Source organism: Centipeda artemidis DSM 19719 (assembly GCF_000426665.1).
GTDB lineage: Bacteria > Bacillota > Negativicutes > Selenomonadales > Selenomonadaceae > Centipeda > Centipeda artemidis.
This window is the reverse complement of record NZ_AUFU01000003.1, coordinates 24782-40683: the sequence shown is the minus strand read 5'-3', so window position 1 is coordinate 40683 and position 15902 is coordinate 24782. Positions and strand designations below refer to the sequence as shown.

Below are 15902 nucleotides of genomic sequence, written 5' to 3'. Positions count from 1 at the left end.
AGCCTTTTCCATCCGAATCTGCCGTATATTGCGCGTATATTATGAGGAAAACGCATGGAACTCAAAATCCTGACGACATTTAAGACCATTATCCGCACGGGCAGTTTTTCAAAGGCAGCTCGGCGGCTCAACTATACCCCGTCCACGATCACCTTTCACGTTGCGCAGCTCGAGGAGGCTGCGGGCGTGCGGATCTTTGAAAAGAGCGGCCGCCGCATGATTTTAACGCAGGCGGGGGAGGCTCTTGTTCCGTATGTGGACGAGGTGCTCGAAGCCGCGCACAAGATCCAAAATTTTCAATACGACATTTCGGATTATCGCGGGGCGCTTACCATCGGCGCGCCCGAATCCATGCTCTGTTTTCGCCTGCCCGCACTCCTCAAGCGCCTGCACAGACAGGCGCCCCACGTGGATCTGCGCCTGCGTTCGCTGACGAGCCGCGATGTCGTGACGGCGCTGCACGAGGATACCGTCGACATCGGGTTTGTCTACAGCGTGCATGAGAAAGACCGGGAACAACTCGATTTTCGGGCATTTGAGAGCAGCACGGCGCATTTTTACGCGTCGCCGTCGGTTGCCATGCGCTGCCCCGATATGAAGACGAGCGGACAAACCGTCGCGGACATCACGCGCGTTTCGACGCCGATGCCGGGAGAGATTCGCGCCCTGCTCGACGATTATCTGAGCAAAAAAGAGATCACATTTGACAATACCATCGAGCTGCGCAGCACGCAGACCATCATCAACCTTATCGAAAACGACATGGGCGTCGCGCTCCTGCCGGATTTCGTCGTGCAGGATCGCGTAACGCGCAAGGCGCTTGCCGTCGTTCCGTCGGAAAAGATACACGTCCGATCCTTTTGCGGCACACGAAAAAATAAATGGCACAGCCCCGCGATGACACTCTTTTTCGACGTTTTGTCGGAGTATAAGGACACGGCGGACAGTTGCTAGCGGTTGACCGGAGGTCTCGGCGCAGCGATGCGCCGGGGTGCTTTTTTTATTGAGGAGAGATGCGTATGGAACAGATAGCTGCCGAGGAAATCACGTCGTTTGATACGAGTATGGATCTTCTGTGCCGGCGCCGCGATCTCGTTCTCGTCATCCCGGGAGCGCTGATCTGTCTGCGCAGCCTCTATCAAAGAGCCGCGCTGCGCGGCGTGCTTTCGCAGCTGCGTTATGTTATCCTGCGCGAGGAGGACTATGTCGTCGGTACGATGGAGGAAAAGCTGCGGGATGTGGTGCGCGCGGCGGGAAATCTCCCCGGTGTGCGTGTGATCGTCATCTATCTCTCCTGCCTCGATATCCTCGTGCGGCTTGACTTCGCGGATATAGAGGCGCGCCTTTCGGCGGAGACGGGATGCGTCGTGCGCTGTTTTTTCCGCGGACCTCTTGCCAAGGCGGACGCCATGCCGCACGAGACGGCGGAGGATATACTGCGCAGCCTGCCGCCGGAGGAGACGTGCATCGAGGCGGATATATCTCTGCCGCCGCCCATGAGCGATATTGCGGGCGCAGCGGATTTCCTGCGCGCAGCGGATACGGCGAATGTGCTTGTCACACCGTCGGGCTGCCGCAGCCCCATCGCGCGTATGGATATGACGCGGGAACGGCGGGACGTCTATGCCGCGCTTCCCGCGGCGGAGGACTATATCTTCGGCATGGAAGAGACGATACGCACGCAGGTGGAAGAACTTGCGGAGGGCGCCGCATTCCAAAAGCTGAACCTTCTCGGCTCACCCGTGCCTGCATTCATGGGGATGCAGGAGGAATTTATCTTAGAAAATTTGTCGTCCTGCGGCTGCAAGGGGAAGTTTTTCCCGACGAGCGGCTTTCAGGATGCCGTCACGGGGATTGCGGCGGCGTCTCTGTCCTTGGTATGGGAGGCTGCGGCAGATTGGGGGACGACATCATCCTGTGTGTATGTGCTCGGTTGGAGCGAGATGCTTGTCGGTGCGTGCGCACAGTTTGCAGCGGCGGAAGATTTTTTTGCAAAGCGCGGATATAGGATGCATATAGCGGGGCGAGATGTTCTTTCGGAACGCCCCGTGCTTGCTTGGTGCGTATCAGCTGCGGGACTGCCTGCGGCAGACTGGCTGCATGACACTTACGATATTCCTGTGCTGCAAACGCTGCCGCTCGGTGCGCAGGGCAAAGCGGCATGGGAGCGGACGGCGGCAAAGATGCTCGGCAGGACGTACCGGGCGAATGCGGCGCAGGAGACCGCAGGGAGTAAATCATATGGGCGGAACAGCGAACGTATTCTCCTCATCGGCGATCCGATTGCCTCGCGTGCCATCGTGTGCGTCCTGCGCGCTTACGGGTATTGTGACATTCGGTGCGCGGCGTACGCGTGGACGGATGAGACGGCGGAACTCTATCGCCGTGCGGCAGGGCGTGAGGAAATATTGTGCTTTCAAACCCGTGAAGAATTAGAGCCGCTGTGGAATGCGGCTGATATCGTGGTCGCTGATCCTGCATTCTGTATCGTGTTCGGCGAGAAACGCCTGTTGCCGCTACCGACCGGGTACCTCTCCGGCAGAGATGCTGTGTGCGCGGACGGGGGCGTCTTGGGTGCGGCGTTCCGGAGGGCGCTCGCCGCATTTCTTGGCATACAGGGAGGGGGGGATACTTCAAAAAAACTGAAATAATGATTTTAATCTTTTCGATTGTTCTAATCAAGTGATTATGATAAAGTATGAAACAATTCTAGTTGACGACATCAAAGGGGATTAGAACATGACAAAGAAAAAAATTGCATCTCTTCTTACGCTATGGCTTGCGGGCAGCGGAATCGCAAGTGCGGAACAGCCTGAGATACAGAGCGATAGGATGCAGGCGGAAGTCGATACCTATGAACTGCCCGCAGTTACGGTGACGGGGACGCGTGCACTTGCCGATACGGACGGACGGCTCGTTTTGCCGGGCGGATTTCAGGCGCAGGAGACACATTTCGGACTCCTCGGCGACCGGGATGTGATGCAGGTGCCCTATACGGCGCAGAGCCTCACGACGAAGAATTTTGACACGTTTGTTGCGCCTGCGGGCGACATCAATCAGGCACTCGCCAATGTGCCGTCGCTGCGCGTGGGTACTTCGCTCATTAAGACGGATTTTTCCGCGCGCGGGATGCTTGCAAACGGTTCGGCGATGTACCTCAACAATGTGCCCGGCTTCTTCATCATGGCAGCGGGTCCCGTGACGAATACGATTGGACGTGCCGATGTGATGGTCGGGCCTGCAGCGACGCTGTCCGGCTCGGTGCAGTCGTACAATGGTCCGGACGGGGGTCAGCCGGTCTCCGTGTATCTCTATACGAAACGCCCGGAGAAGGGCGACTTCACGCGCTACCGGCAGACGATGGGCGGCTACGGCCACTACGGCAGCTATATCGATGTGAACCGCAGCGGTCTCGGTGACGGTACGTTCGGCGTGCGTGTCTACGGCGAGCACAGCGAGGGGAACTTCTCCGTCAGCGGTGCGGGACGGAGAAAGAGCAACCTCTTTGTCGATGTGAGCCGCGAGACACCGAAGACCACGACGAATCTTTTCGGCGGCTATTACAAGGATCATCTGCGCGGGACGGAGCGGCGCTTCCAGATTCAGCGCACGGCGCGGCAGGTGCCGAATGCGCCCGATGCGAGCCGCAGCTACGATGATCCGAACCTCATGCACAGCGACTGGGACGGCTATCAGATCACGCTCAACCACGAGCAGAAGATCAATCCGCATACGAAGTGGTTCCTGAACGCGGGTACGAACGACATGACGAACCGCCGCTTCATCTACTGGACTCAGGTTACGATCGATGGGGACGGCAACCTGCGCGACAACCGCGTCTGGTCGCAGTATTTCTATCTCAAGAGCCGCTACGGACAGATCGGGGTAAACCATAAATTCCGCACGGGCGCAGCGGAGCATGACGTGACGCTCGCCGTGGACCGCTCGTGGCGCGTCCAGTACAACAATACGCGGCGCGATGGGGCGGGGGCGCAGGTGTCGGGCAATATCTACTCCGGCATCATCTATCGGCCCTCGATCTACAGCTACGACATCTCCGACAGCCTTGGCCAGAAGTTCCAGTATCAGGAGATGGATACGAGCATCAACCTGATGGACAATGTAAAGATCGGGAAGTGGAATCTGCTCGCGGCCGTCACGCGCCGCCACGGAAACTACCGCGGCGCAGCTGCAGGCAGCGAGACAAAGGATACGCAGTATGCGCCCACGTTCGGCGTGACCTATGCGCCGACGGACCGCCTCTCGGTCTACGGCGCGTATGCAAAAGCCACGACACGCGGGCAGGTGGTCGGCAGCGGCTATGTCAACGAGGGGGCGATTCTCCCCGCAGTAAAGGTCACGCAGAAGGAAGTCGGCGTAAAGTACAAGTTCGGCAGCATGTATGCCGCGCTCGCCTATTTCGACGTGAACCAGCCGAACTATGTCGATGTCGCGAATCCTGCCGTTCCGGGGACGAAGTTCCGCCGCCTCAACGGCGAGAACCGCTACCGCGGCGTCGATCTCAGCGTCACGGGCGCAGCCGCGCCGAAGTGGAACGTATTCGGCGGGATTCAGTACCTCCATGCGCGCCAGCAGCGGACGCAGGGCGGCGTAAACGACGGCCTGCCGACGGACAGCTCGGCGCCGTGGAGCGCCGTTGCGGGGGTTGAGTATATGCCGAATGCGGACTGGACCATCACGGGGCGTCTGAACTACGTCTCGCGCGGCACGATCATCGGCACCGGCCGCCGCGAACTCTCTGTGCCGTCCTCGGCGGTATTTGATCTCTTTGCAAACTACCGGACGAAGATCGGGACGACGCCGGTCTCCGTGCAGGCATCCGTCTACAACGTATTCAACCGCAGCTACTGGATTCTGCAGCCGGGACAGGGGAGCAAGCTGCTGCTCTCGATGCCGCGGACGTTTATGCTCTCCGCGACGTTTGATCTCTGACGGCGCAGCACAGAAGATACAGACGGGACCGTTTCTGAGGCGAATATGCCTGCGGGGTGCGGTCCCGTATTCTAATTTATTCGGATTCGGAGGATGATCATGAAACATCGTTTGCCAATTGGTTTTCTTGCAGCGCTGATGCTCCTCTGCGCTGTGCTCGCGGGATGCGGGCAGCAGCAGACACCCGCGCCCAAGGCGGAGCGGGTCGTGACGGATACGACCGGGCGTGAGGTACATTTGCCGGGAGAGGTCAAGAGCCTGGCCGTCGTACCGATCCCGTGGGCATCCGTTGTCTTTGCGGTGGACGGCTCGGGGGATCGCATTGCGGGCATGCACCCGTCGGCGAAGGCGTCGTATGAGAAGTCCATGCTCAAGGTGCTTGCGCCGGGGATGGCGAATGCCGCAACAGACTTCGTCGGGCAGGATTTCTCCCTCCACATGGAGGAGCTTGGCAAGCTGAACCCGAGCGCCATCATCGTCTGGAACTATCAGGAGGATGAGATCGCGCAGCTCGAGAAGCTGAAGGTTCCAACGATTGCGCTGAAATACGGCACAATGGAGGACGTCCAGCAGGGCATCCGCGTCCTCGGGCAGGTGCTCGGCAAGGAGCAGCGCGCCGAGGATCTGGTGGGGTTTCAGCAGGACACGATGGCGTATTTCGACGGGAAAAAAGCGGCGCTTGCAGGCAAGGCGAAGCCGAAGGTGCTCTACCTGCGCGATCGTGATCTGAAGGTTGCAGCGGGCGGAAGCGTCAACACGATGATGATCGAGACGGCGGGCGGCACGAACCCTGCAAAGGACGTGCAGGTGCAGTGGACGCCCGTCACGATGGAGCAGATTGCCGCGTGGGATCCTGATGTCATCATCCTCAGCAATTTTGATCCGATTCAGCCAGCCGATCTCTTCGAGGATAAACTGGAGGGGCAGAACTGGAAGAACATCAAGGCGGTGCGCGAGGGACGTGTCTACAAGGCGCCGAATGGCCTCTATCGCTGGGATGCGCCCTGCGTCGAGACGCCGCTGATGATCAAGTGGGTCGCGCAGAAACTGCATCCGGATGTGTTCGGCGACTACCGTCTGACGGACGATCTGCGCAGCTTCTATGAGAAATTCTTCTCATACACGCTGACGGATGCCGACCTCAAGATGATTCTGCACGAGTGAGCTGCCCTATGAAACAAAGCAATGCAGCTCTCTGGACGATCATGACGGTACTGCTCATCGCCGTATTCTTTCTTTCGCTTGCGGCGGGGCGCTTTGCGATCGAGCCGGGGGCCGTCTTTGACATTCTCGTGCGTGCGGCCGGAGGCAATGCAGGGACGGATATGGCATCGACCGTTGTACTGGAACTGCGCCTGCCGCGTACGCTCCTCGCCATGCTCGTCGGTGCGGGGCTTTCGCTCTCGGGTGCGGTATATCAGGGGATCTTCCGCAATCCGCTCGTCAGTCCCGATGTGCTCGGCGTCAGCAGCGGCGCGGGTTTCGGTGCGGTGCTCGGCATCCTGCTCTGGGGGACGGGCATGGGGACGTCGGTCATCGCCTTCGCCTGCGGCATGGCGAGTGTCGGGCTTGCGTACTACTTCTCGCGCAGCCGCGGGGCTGTCTCGATGATGTCGCTCGTGCTTTCGGGCATCATCATCTCGTCGATTTTCTCTGCGCTCATCTCGCTGGTGAAATACTCGGCCGACCCCTACGACAAGCTGCCCGCCATCACCTACTGGCTCATGGGCAGTCTTGGGAAGGCGGACTTTGATAAACTCCAGATCATCGGACTGCCCATGATTGCCGCAGGCGCGCTCCTGATCGCGATCCGCTGGCGCATCAACATCCTCTCGCTCGGCGAGGAGGAGGCACGCAGCCTCGGGGTGAATCCCGCGCGCATCCGCAACATTGCCATCGTCGCGGCGACGGTTCTCACGGCGCTCTCCGTGACCAGCTGCGGCATCGTCGGCTGGGTCGGACTCGTCATTCCGCATATGTGCCGCCGGATGGTCGGCGTCGATCATCAGCGGCTGCTGCCGGCAACCTGCTTCGTGGGCGCGATCTTTCTTGCACTCGTCGACATCTGTGCGCGCAGCCTGCTCGCAGCGGAGCTGCCGATCGGCATCCTCACCGCACTGCTCGGCGCACCCTTCTTTGCCGTACTCCTCAAGCGTACGCGGGAAAAAATGGGGGATTGGTCATGATCGAGGTGAAGGACGCCGCATTTTCTTACGACGGCAAAACAGAACTCTTTTCCGGGCTGAACTTCTCCCTCGCCGCAGGCGAGATACTGACGATTCTCGGACGCAACGGCATCGGCAAGACCACATTCCTCCGCTGTCTGCTCGGCATCCTGCCGTGGACGCGCGGCGGCTGTTTGGTGGCCGGGGAACCTCCCGTACCCGACGCCGTCAGCGACAAGATCGGGTATGTGCCGCAGAGTCATGCCCCCGCGTTTCCCTATACCGTCTTTGAGATGGTCATGATGGGGCGGGCGCGGCGCATCGGACTCTTTCGGACGCCGAGCGAGGAGGATCGCCGCCGCGTGACGGAACTGCTTGCGCTGGTCGGCGCCTCGGCACTCGCGGATCGGCGTGCGACCGAACTCAGCGGCGGCCAGCTGCAGATGGTCTACATCGGGCGCGCGCTTGCGACCGAACCGAAGATCATGATCCTTGATGAGCCGGAAGCGCATCTCGACTTCCACAATCAGCTCATCGTACTGCGCCTGCTCAAAAAACTGGCAAGCGAGCGGAACATGACGATTGTTATGAATACGCACTCCCCCGAGAATGCGCTGAAAATATCAGATAAAAGCCTCATGATGCGCCGCGGCGCATATGTATTCGGCGAGACGCAGACCATCCTCACGGAGGAAAATCTGCGCCGCTTTTTTGACATCGACTGCCGTGTGCTTGAGGCGCAGGTCGACGGTGAGACGCAGCGCGGGCTGCTGACATTACTGTAGTAGAAAAGTGGAGCTGCTGCGTTCGTGCAGCGGCTCCACTTTTATCTCGCGATCGTCATCTCCGGTGCGGTATGCATTCGGATCTCGAAGGTGCGCGGCCACGGGAAGTACGCCGCGGCATTTGAGCGGTGTAATTGGAACGTCGTATTTCCGACGCGGAACGGGGCGCGGAATGCGGCGGTCGATTCGTAAGCGGCGATGCGGCGCGTGAGATCACGGGCGAGCAGATCGTTCGCCCAGCGCGCATTTTTCTCTAGGTCGAGATCGGCGGTGTTCGTAAAACCTGCAGTATGCAGTGTCCCATTGATGCGGTCGATGCCCTCCTTGAGATAAAATTCGTCCTCCGCGATGCGCCCTGTGAGGAAGGTGACGTTGGCATAGGTTGCCGCTTCACGTTCTTCCTGCATCTGTGCCTGTGCGAGCGCGCAGTGATAGAGTACTGCCTCCGAGAGCGCCGTACCGATGGCATTGCTCGCCGTGTTCCAGCCCGCATAGGCGCTGAGAGCGTTTACGGGGACATTATGCTCAACGAGAATGGGGAGCAGTGTCTCCTCAGCGCTGAACCTGCGGGAGAGGTCGACAAGCGCGATATGCTTTCTTGCTGCAAGCTGCCCTTTGATGTATGCGGCGGCGGGAGCTCGCGTGCCGAGCGTATCCGCGCTGCGGTCGCCCGCGGAGATGAAGAGCGTGATGTCCGCAGCGCCTGAGTCGTCCGCCGCGCATCCGAGCAGGGCGATCTTTTCGCGCGCCGTTTCGTCATTGGAGACTGCCATGAAGGGGAATACGGCATTCGCCATGGGCGGCGCAGCATAGCGGAGGGCGATGCGCGGCGCATCCGTACCACGCTCGCGCATCTCGTCGACGGCGAGCCGCGCGAGCATGGTGAGTGCGATTTCGTCGGCACCATGCACAATGACGGCACGGTCGGCGGGAATATGTTTCGCAGAAAGCAGGGCGCTCAGTTTCTGCTTTTTTAGATTGCCCACGGAATACGGTTCGCCGTCATCCTGACCGAGCACGAGCCGCGCGAGCACCCCCTCCTCCGTAAGCTCAATGAGCATGGCGGCAAGCGCCGTGCTCTCTTCGAAGTGGGCGAGATATTTTTCTAATTCGTCGTTGGTAAAGTCCTCATGCAGACGCGATAATTCGTCGGCATCTACGGGAACTCCTTCGCCCATGCGCCCGAGGAGGCGCGCGTAGGAGAGGAGAGCGCGGCGCGCGCGCAGCCCGTCGATGCTGTCCTGCGCCGCGGCGCGCGGGAGGATATAAAAGGCGTGGAGGGGGACATCAGGATGTGCGCCGTGCAGAGCGCGCAGATATGAGGCAAGTCCCTCGATATCCTCCCTGGAAATATGAGCCTCACGTGCGGCGATGAGCCCCCCCGAGAGGAGTTGGTCGACGGAGAGTATGACGGCGGAGGAATCCTCTATGTGTGCGGCGAGCCATGCGCGCATATCAGCCGTGCTGCCGGGCTGTGTGTAGTAGTCCATGATTTCAGACGGAGGGAGGAGAATCTCGCGGCTGACTATTTTTCCGCCGTTCACAACGAAATCCGTACACGGGGGGCGTGAGTCGAGCGGTACGAGGAGAATAGGGCGATCGCCCTCCTGCACAGAGAGGACGGGGGGATAGAGAATGCCCTCCGGGCGGGAGTGCAGAATGTATCGGAAGAAGAGAACGGCGCAGACGAGGGCAAAAATAATTACAATCCATTCTTTACGCAAAATTTCTGCCTCCTCTCTTCATTGCCGCACAGTATAGCACAGCGCGCACAGGCTGAAAAGATGCATGTGCATCAATTTTTCATCACAGGGTAACGAGTGCGGCGCAACAGGTTGAAATAAGGATAGGAAATGTGGTAAAATAACAAGACCTATGGTAGGATACCGGGAGGGATACAATGCGGATCATTACCGGCAGTGCGCGCGGATGCCGTTTGAAAGCCCCGCCGGGAGAGGCAACGCGCCCGACTGCGGATCGCACGCGCGAGGCGCTGTTCAGTATGCTGGGAAGCCGTGTCATGGATGCGCAGGTACTCGATCTCTTTGCGGGGACGGGGGCGCTCGCCCTTGAAGCACTCTCGCGCGGCGCGGCGCATGCCGTGATGATCGACCGCGCAACACATGATGTCCTCGTGGAGAATGCCAGGCGGACGAAGCTCGCGCAGCGTGTTGAGCTCCGCCGCGGCGATGTCTATGGACATGCTGCAGAGCTTGCACGTGCAGGCCGCACCTTTGATCTCATTTTTGCCGATCCTCCGTATGCGAAGGGTGATGCGCTCTGCGTGCTTAGGGCAGTGGATTCCGGCGTCCTGCTTGCCGCAGACGGACTTTTTGTTCTTGAGCAGGGGGCAGGAGAGGAATGTGCAGAGCATGTGGGTGCGCTCTCACTCATACGGGAGCGGCGTTACGGCGCGGCGCGCATCTGTTTTTATGAACGTCGGGAGGCTGCAATATGAGGCGGGCGGTATTTGCCGGAAGCTTTGATCCCGTAACAACAGGGCATATTGATATTATCGAGCGTTCAGCAGCGATGTTTGACGAGCTCATCGTCTGCATTTTTCACAATATCCAAAAGGAAGGCTGCTTCCCTGTAAACGAACGCATTCGATTTTTGCGCGAGGCGACGTCACATGTGCCAAATGTCCGCGTGGATGTTTCCTCGGGACTTCTCACAGACTACATGCAGCAGGAAAATGCGCGCGTTGTGGTGCGCGGGCTGCGCTCGGTCAAGGACTTTGAGTATGAGGAGAACCATGCGGCGATGATTCGCCACCTCATGCCGGAGAGTGATACCATCTTTTTACTGACCCGCCCGGATCTGACCTTTGTCAGTTCCTCGGGCGTTCGGGAACTTATCCGTTTCCGCGGTCCGGTGCAGGGGATTGTGCCGCCGTCAGTCGAGCGGGCAGTTTTGAAGCTATATGGAAAAAAATAAGCAGTGATTCACGCGCCGCAGCGCACTGGTAAAGGAGTTTATTTATGGCAGTAACGGACACGCTCAAAAAACTGGAAGATTTGGTAGCGGATGCTTCGCACTTTCCCTTTACGGATAAGGCGCTCGTCAATGACGATGAGATCGTGCATCTGGTGGAAGAACTGCGCACGGATCTTCCAAAAGAGCTGAACAATGCGGCGCAGATCGTAGCGGAGAAGGACAGCATCCTCGGCACGGCGCAGGAAGAGGCGAAGAATATTGTCGAATCCGCGCAGGCGCGTGCAAATCAGATCCTAGAGGAGAGCGAGATCGTCATCCAGGCGAAGGAGCGGGCGCGTGCCATTGTACAGCAAACGCAGGAACAGGCGCGCGAACTGATGGAGCAGACGCAGGCAAGTGCAGCACGACTGCAGAGTGATGCAGACGCTTATGCAAATCAGGTGTTCGAGCAGCTGATCGCACACGTTGGCAGCACATTTAAGGGGGTGCAACAGGCGGAAGCGGGGCTGAATCAGGCGATGAACGTGCTGCGTACGGCAAAAGCACAGATGAATGCGCCGCAGGGAGAACAGCAGTAATTTTAACAATCGGAGTGCGGAACTATAAAAAACGCTCCTTGACAATGCAGAAAAGCATCGCTATAATGTGAAAGGTCATGCGTCATGATGAAAATAGACGTTGCCGCACCCGCTTTTGCGCTCGGTGAAAGCCGCGCATTTGCGTTCACGGCATCCCCTGTCTCGCTCGATATGGGGGCAGACGCACCTCAGTTCCGCGGTGATATTTGCGTTGCGGGAACGGTGATGAACACGGGACGGACGTTCCGTGTGGCGGGGCACATTACGGCGTCGAAGGAGTTCGTTTGTGACCGCTGTCTCACCGAAGGCGTGCGGGACATTGCGCATGATTTTTCTGAAGACTATGCGAAGACTACGGGAGAAGCGGACGGGGAGAATGTGGTTGAGGGCGACGAGATCGTCATCGACGACCTCGTGCGTGATACCCTCCTTGTGGCTGAGCCGCTGCGTGAGCTGTGTAAGTCTGACTGCAAAGGGCTTTGTCTGGTCTGCGGACAGAACCTGAACGAGGGGGCGTGCGGCTGCAATACGTTCGTACCCGATCCTCGACTGGCGGCTTTAGAGAGTCTGCTGAAGAACGACTAAGGAGGTGTATCCAAAGTGGCAGTACCAAAGAGAAAAACATCGAAAGCACGCCGCGATCGTCGCCGTGCAAACTGGAAGCTCGAGGCACCGAACTATGTCGCGTGCCCGCAGTGTCATGAACCGAAGCTCCCGCATCATGTGTGCCTGGAGTGCGGCTATTATGACGGAAAACCTGTGGCCGAGGCTGCTGAATGAGACCACACGAAGCTGCTGTAAGAAGCCTATGCGCTTTTTGCGGCGGCTTTTTATTTTTTGCCCGATACCTCTTGCTTTTCTTTTTAGTACCTAGTATAATGCTTTTATACTGATAGCATCAGGTGCTAAATTTATGAGAGAGGAGGGGCTGCGTTTTGACAGAAAAAAAACGACGCCGACAGGAGATACTGGTCAGTGCGGTGCACAAAGAACCTTTTTTAACGGATGAAGCGCTTGCCAAAAAACTGGCCGTCAGCGTGCAGACGGTGCGCCTGGATCGGACGGAGCTCGGGATACCGGAGCTCCGTGCACGCGTGCGTACGCTCGCCGAGCACGCACGCGAGAAGGTTCGCGCCATCCCCCACACTGAGGTTGTCGGCGACCTCCTCTCGCTCGATCTGGGGCGCTGCGGAACGTCGGCGCTCAAGGTGACGGACGACCTGCTCTTTGCAGATTTGGATGTCGCGCGCGGAACGGCGCTCTTCTCGCAGGCAAATTCACTCGCTCTTGCAATCATCGACGCCCCCGTCGCTATGACGGGTGTCGCAAATGTGAAATATAAAGTTCCGATTCGGAAGGGCGATACGGTGATTGCGCGTGCGGAGATTGTTAAAGTACGCGGAAACAAGACCTTTGTGTGGGTCAAGACGTACCGCGAAGACAAAGAAGTATTTCGTGCAAAATTTATTGTGGTATCATTGGAAAAATAACGCGGGATTCTCATAGGAGAAGGGAGTGCAGGATGCGGATAGCGGTCGATGCGATGGGCGGAGATTTTGCCCCGAAGGAAATCGTTCGGGGGGCGCTGGAGGCAGCAAAGAAATACGACTGTGAGATTCTTCTCGTCGGCGATGAGGAGAAGATCCGCACCGAGCTGCATGGAGAGAATATCGACGCGCTGCACATTTCCATCGTCCATGCCGCCGAGGTGATCGGAATGAACGAACACCCAGCGGAGGCTGTGCGTGCTAAGAAAGACGCTTCCGTCGTTGTCGCGACGCACCTGGTAAAGGACGGGACGTGCGACGCTGTATTCTCGGCAGGCTCGACAGGGGCGGCGGTTGCGGCGGCACAGCTCATCCTGCGGCGGATCAAAGGTGTCGGCCGCCCCGCCATCGCGACGCCAATGCCAACGCCGGACGGCGTCACGCTCATGCTCGACTCCGGTGCGAATGTGGATTCGAAGCCCGAGCATATCGTACAGAGCGCCGTCATGGGCTCCTTTTACGCACAGTACGTATTCGGCGTGCGCCGGCCCCGCATCGGTCTTCTCAATATCGGTGAGGAGGCGACGAAGGGGAACGAACAGGCGAAAGAAACCTATGAACTGCTTGCCGCTGAACGGAATATTCACTTCTGCGGCAACGCCGAGGGGCGAGATGTACCGAAAGGCAGCTTTGATGTTGTCGTTTGTGATGGATTTGTTGGCAATGTTGTGCTAAAATTTGCAGAGGGGCTTGCAAAGACGATTTTGGGTCTTATCAAGGAAGAAGTGCGCAGCGGCGGCCTCATGGCAAAGCTCGGCGCACTGCTCCTCGTGCCGACCCTGCGGCGTCTCGGCAAACGCCTTGACGTCCGGGAATACGGCGGGGCGCCGCTGCTCGGCGTAGATGGCTGCTGCGTCATCGGGCATGGCTCGTCCGATGCAAAATCCGTTGCGAGCGCGATCGGTGCAACCGTAGACTATGTCAACGGAAAGGTGCTCGATCAGATACGCGAGGCTCTCGCGAAGGAGGAGCGTTCGAATGCATAAGATCAGCGCGGGCATCATCGGGACGGGGTATTATCTCCCGGAGAAGGTGCTGACAAACTTTGACCTTGAAAAGATGGTGCAGACCAATGATGCATGGATTGTTGAGCGCACAGGGATTCATGAGCGCCGCATCGCAGCGGATGATGAGCCTGTCTCGGCGCTCGCACAGCGTGCAGCAGAGATGGCGCTTGCCGATGCCGGGATTACGGGCGCAGATCTTGACCTCATCATCATGGCGACGCTCACCTCCGACCGCATCATTCCGGCGACGGCTTGTATCCTGCAGGATCGTCTCGGCGCGGTGCATGCGGCGGCGTTTGATCTCTCGGCGGCATGCTCCGGGTTTGTCTACGCATCTTCCATTGCGGCACAGTTCATTGAGAGCGGCATTTACCGCCATGTGCTTGTCATTGGCGGTGAGACACTCTCGCGCGTCATCGACTGGCAGGATCGCAATACCTGCATCCTGTTCGGTGACGGCGCAGGCGCAGCAGTCTTTGGCCCCGTGGAGGACGGCTACGGCGTGCGCGCCTTTGACCTCGGCAGTGACGGCTCGGGCGGCGACACGCTCGATATTCCGTCGAGCGGCAGCCTGTGCCCCGTGACGCCTGAGACCATCGAACAGCGTCTCACCTATGTCCACATGGACGGCAAGGCGGTTTTCCGCTTTGCGACCAAGGTCATGGGAAAAACTGTTGAAACATCCCTTGCACGGGCGGGGATGCAGCGCGAGGAACTCGATTTCCTCGTACCGCACCAAGCGAATATCCGTATTATCCAATCGGCGGCGAAGCGTCTTCATATGCCGATGGACAAAGTTATTATAAATATTCATCGTTACGGCAATATGTCTGCCGCATCCATCCCTGTCGCCCTCGCGGAGGCGGCGCACGCTAAGCGCTTCAAAAAGGGAGATCATATAGCCCTCGCAGGTTTCGGTGCGGGACTTACATGGGCATCGTGTATTATGAAGTGGGCGAAGGAGGAAAACAATTAATGTTTGAAAACAATCCGGTTTGCCGGATGCTTGGTATCAAGTATCCAATCTTCCAAGGCGGTATGGCGTGGATCGGCACAGCTGAGCTTGCCTCTGCCGTCTCAAATGCCGGAGGGCTTGGCCTCATTGGGGCGGGACACATGCCGCCTGATGCGCTGCGGAGTGAGATCCACAAGGTCAAGGATCGGACGAAGAACCCCTTTGGCGTCAACGTCATGCTCATGAGTCCCTTTGTGAAGGAAGTCATGCAGGTCGTGCTTGAGGAGCGTGTGCCCGTCATTACGACGGGGGCAGGCAACCCTGGCGAATATGTTCCGGCGCTCAAGGAGATCGGCTCGAAGGTGATCCCCGTGGTCGCCTCTGTCGCCCTTGCACGCCGCCTCGTGCGTACCGGCGTGGATGCCGTGATCGCGGAGGGAACGGAGTCCGGCGGACATATCGGCGAGATCACGACCATGGCGCTCTTGCCGCAGGTCGTGGATGCCGTGGATGTACCCGTCATCGGTGCGGGCGGCATCGCCGATTCCCGCGGTATGGCGGCGGCATTTGCGCTCGGCGCACAGGCAATTCAGATGGGCTCGCGCTTTGTGATGAGCGAAGAGTGTATTGCGCATCCGAATTACAAGAAAGCCGTCCTGAAGGCAAAGGATCGTTCGACTGTCGTCACCGGACGCTCGCTCGGGCATCCCGCGCGCGTTTTGCAGAACAAACTCTCGCGTAAATATGAGGAAATGGAAGCGGCGGGCGCCTCGCACGAGGAACTCGAGCAGCTCGGTGTAGGAAGTCTGCGCCGCGCAACCCACGATGGAGACGTGGACAACGGCTCCGTCATGATCGGCGAGATCTCGGGGATGCTCTCTGACATCAAGCCGGTCAAGCAGATCATCGAGGACATTGTCGGCGGTCTGCCGGATGCCTTTGATCGGGCGTGTGCCGTCTATCGGTGAGGAGATC

16 protein-coding genes are annotated in these 15902 nt (G+C 58.7%); 15 read left to right on the top strand and 1 reads right to left on the bottom strand.

Going from position 1 to position 15902, the window contains the following annotated elements; genetic code table 11:
• The first annotated feature begins 54 nt into the window (after positions 1-54).
• From K341_RS0103745 to K341_RS0103720, 6 genes are all read left to right on the top strand, one after another.
• Complete coding sequence (locus K341_RS0103745; RefSeq protein ID WP_026761904.1) at positions 55-954, top strand: LysR family transcriptional regulator; 900 nt, start codon at positions 55-57, stop codon at positions 952-954.
• 65 nt (positions 955-1019) lie between these two features.
• Positions 1020-2651 carry a hypothetical protein gene (locus K341_RS0103740; RefSeq protein ID WP_071604396.1) on the top strand — a complete coding sequence of 544 codons (1632 nt, stop codon included), beginning with the start codon at positions 1020-1022 and terminating at the stop codon, positions 2649-2651.
• An 88-nt stretch (positions 2652-2739) separates the two neighbouring features.
• A complete protein-coding gene (locus K341_RS0103735; protein WP_026761902.1) occupies positions 2740-4953 on the top strand; it encodes a TonB-dependent receptor in 2214 nt (737 codons plus the stop codon).
• A 99-nt stretch (positions 4954-5052) separates the two neighbouring features.
• Complete coding sequence (locus tag K341_RS0103730; RefSeq protein WP_026761901.1) at positions 5053-6117, top strand: ABC transporter substrate-binding protein; 1065 nt, start codon at positions 5053-5055, stop codon at positions 6115-6117.
• Positions 6118-6125: 8 nt separating this feature from the next.
• Positions 6126-7139, top strand: a complete 1014-nt coding sequence (locus K341_RS0103725) for a FecCD family ABC transporter permease (protein WP_026761900.1) — start codon at positions 6126-6128, stop codon at positions 7137-7139.
• On the top strand, positions 7136-7903 hold the full coding sequence (locus K341_RS0103720; protein ID WP_026761899.1) for an ABC transporter ATP-binding protein: 768 nt from the start codon (positions 7136-7138) through the stop codon (positions 7901-7903). Before K341_RS0103725 ends, K341_RS0103720 begins: the two co-directional genes overlap by 4 nt.
• A gap of 41 nt (positions 7904-7944) precedes the next feature.
• Here the strand turns inward: K341_RS0103720 and K341_RS0103715 are convergent, their stop codons facing one another.
• On the bottom strand, positions 7945-9627 hold the full coding sequence (locus K341_RS0103715) for a DUF4127 family protein (RefSeq protein ID WP_026761898.1): 1683 nt from the start codon (positions 9625-9627) through the stop codon (positions 7945-7947).
• 176 nt (positions 9628-9803) lie between these two features.
• On the opposite strand from K341_RS0103715, the gene rsmD reads away from it, so the two are divergent.
• The 9 genes from rsmD (at position 9804) to fabK (ending at position 15895) form a co-directional block, all read left to right on the top strand.
• Positions 9804-10361: a 16S rRNA (guanine(966)-N(2))-methyltransferase RsmD gene (gene rsmD / locus K341_RS0103710; RefSeq protein ID WP_026761897.1), complete on the top strand. Its 558-nt coding sequence runs from the start codon at positions 9804-9806 to the stop codon at positions 10359-10361.
• Positions 10358-10840: a pantetheine-phosphate adenylyltransferase gene (gene coaD / locus K341_RS0103705; RefSeq protein ID WP_026761896.1), complete on the top strand. Its 483-nt coding sequence runs from the start codon at positions 10358-10360 to the stop codon at positions 10838-10840. The genes rsmD and coaD overlap by 4 nt, the downstream gene beginning before the upstream one ends.
• A 44-nt stretch (positions 10841-10884) precedes the next feature.
• Entirely contained in the window at positions 10885-11418 is a 534-nt protein-coding gene (locus K341_RS0103700) for a hypothetical protein (RefSeq protein WP_009372016.1), read from the top strand.
• Between the two features lie 84 nt (positions 11419-11502).
• Positions 11503-12003 carry a YceD family protein gene (locus K341_RS0103695; protein ID WP_026761895.1) on the top strand — a complete coding sequence of 167 codons (501 nt, stop codon included), beginning with the start codon at positions 11503-11505 and terminating at the stop codon, positions 12001-12003.
• Positions 12004-12018: 15 nt separating this feature from the next.
• Entirely contained in the window at positions 12019-12198 is a 180-nt protein-coding gene (gene rpmF, locus K341_RS12250) for a 50S ribosomal protein L32 (protein WP_009658221.1), read from the top strand.
• Between the two features lie 155 nt (positions 12199-12353).
• Positions 12354-12908, top strand: coding sequence for a transcription factor FapR (gene fapR / locus K341_RS0103690; RefSeq protein WP_009372013.1), 555 nt, complete (start codon positions 12354-12356; stop codon positions 12906-12908).
• 32 nt (positions 12909-12940) lie between these two features.
• Positions 12941-13951, top strand: coding sequence for a phosphate acyltransferase PlsX (gene plsX, locus K341_RS0103685; protein WP_026761894.1), 1011 nt, complete (start codon positions 12941-12943; stop codon positions 13949-13951).
• On the top strand, positions 13944-14948 hold the full coding sequence (locus K341_RS0103680; RefSeq protein WP_009372011.1) for a beta-ketoacyl-ACP synthase III: 1005 nt from the start codon (positions 13944-13946) through the stop codon (positions 14946-14948). The genes plsX and K341_RS0103680 overlap by 8 nt, the downstream gene beginning before the upstream one ends.
• Positions 14948-15895, top strand: a complete 948-nt coding sequence (gene fabK, locus K341_RS0103675) for an enoyl-[acyl-carrier-protein] reductase FabK (protein ID WP_009372010.1) — start codon at positions 14948-14950, stop codon at positions 15893-15895. The genes K341_RS0103680 and fabK overlap by 1 nt, the downstream gene beginning before the upstream one ends.
• The last annotated feature ends 7 nt before the right edge of the window (positions 15896-15902 follow it).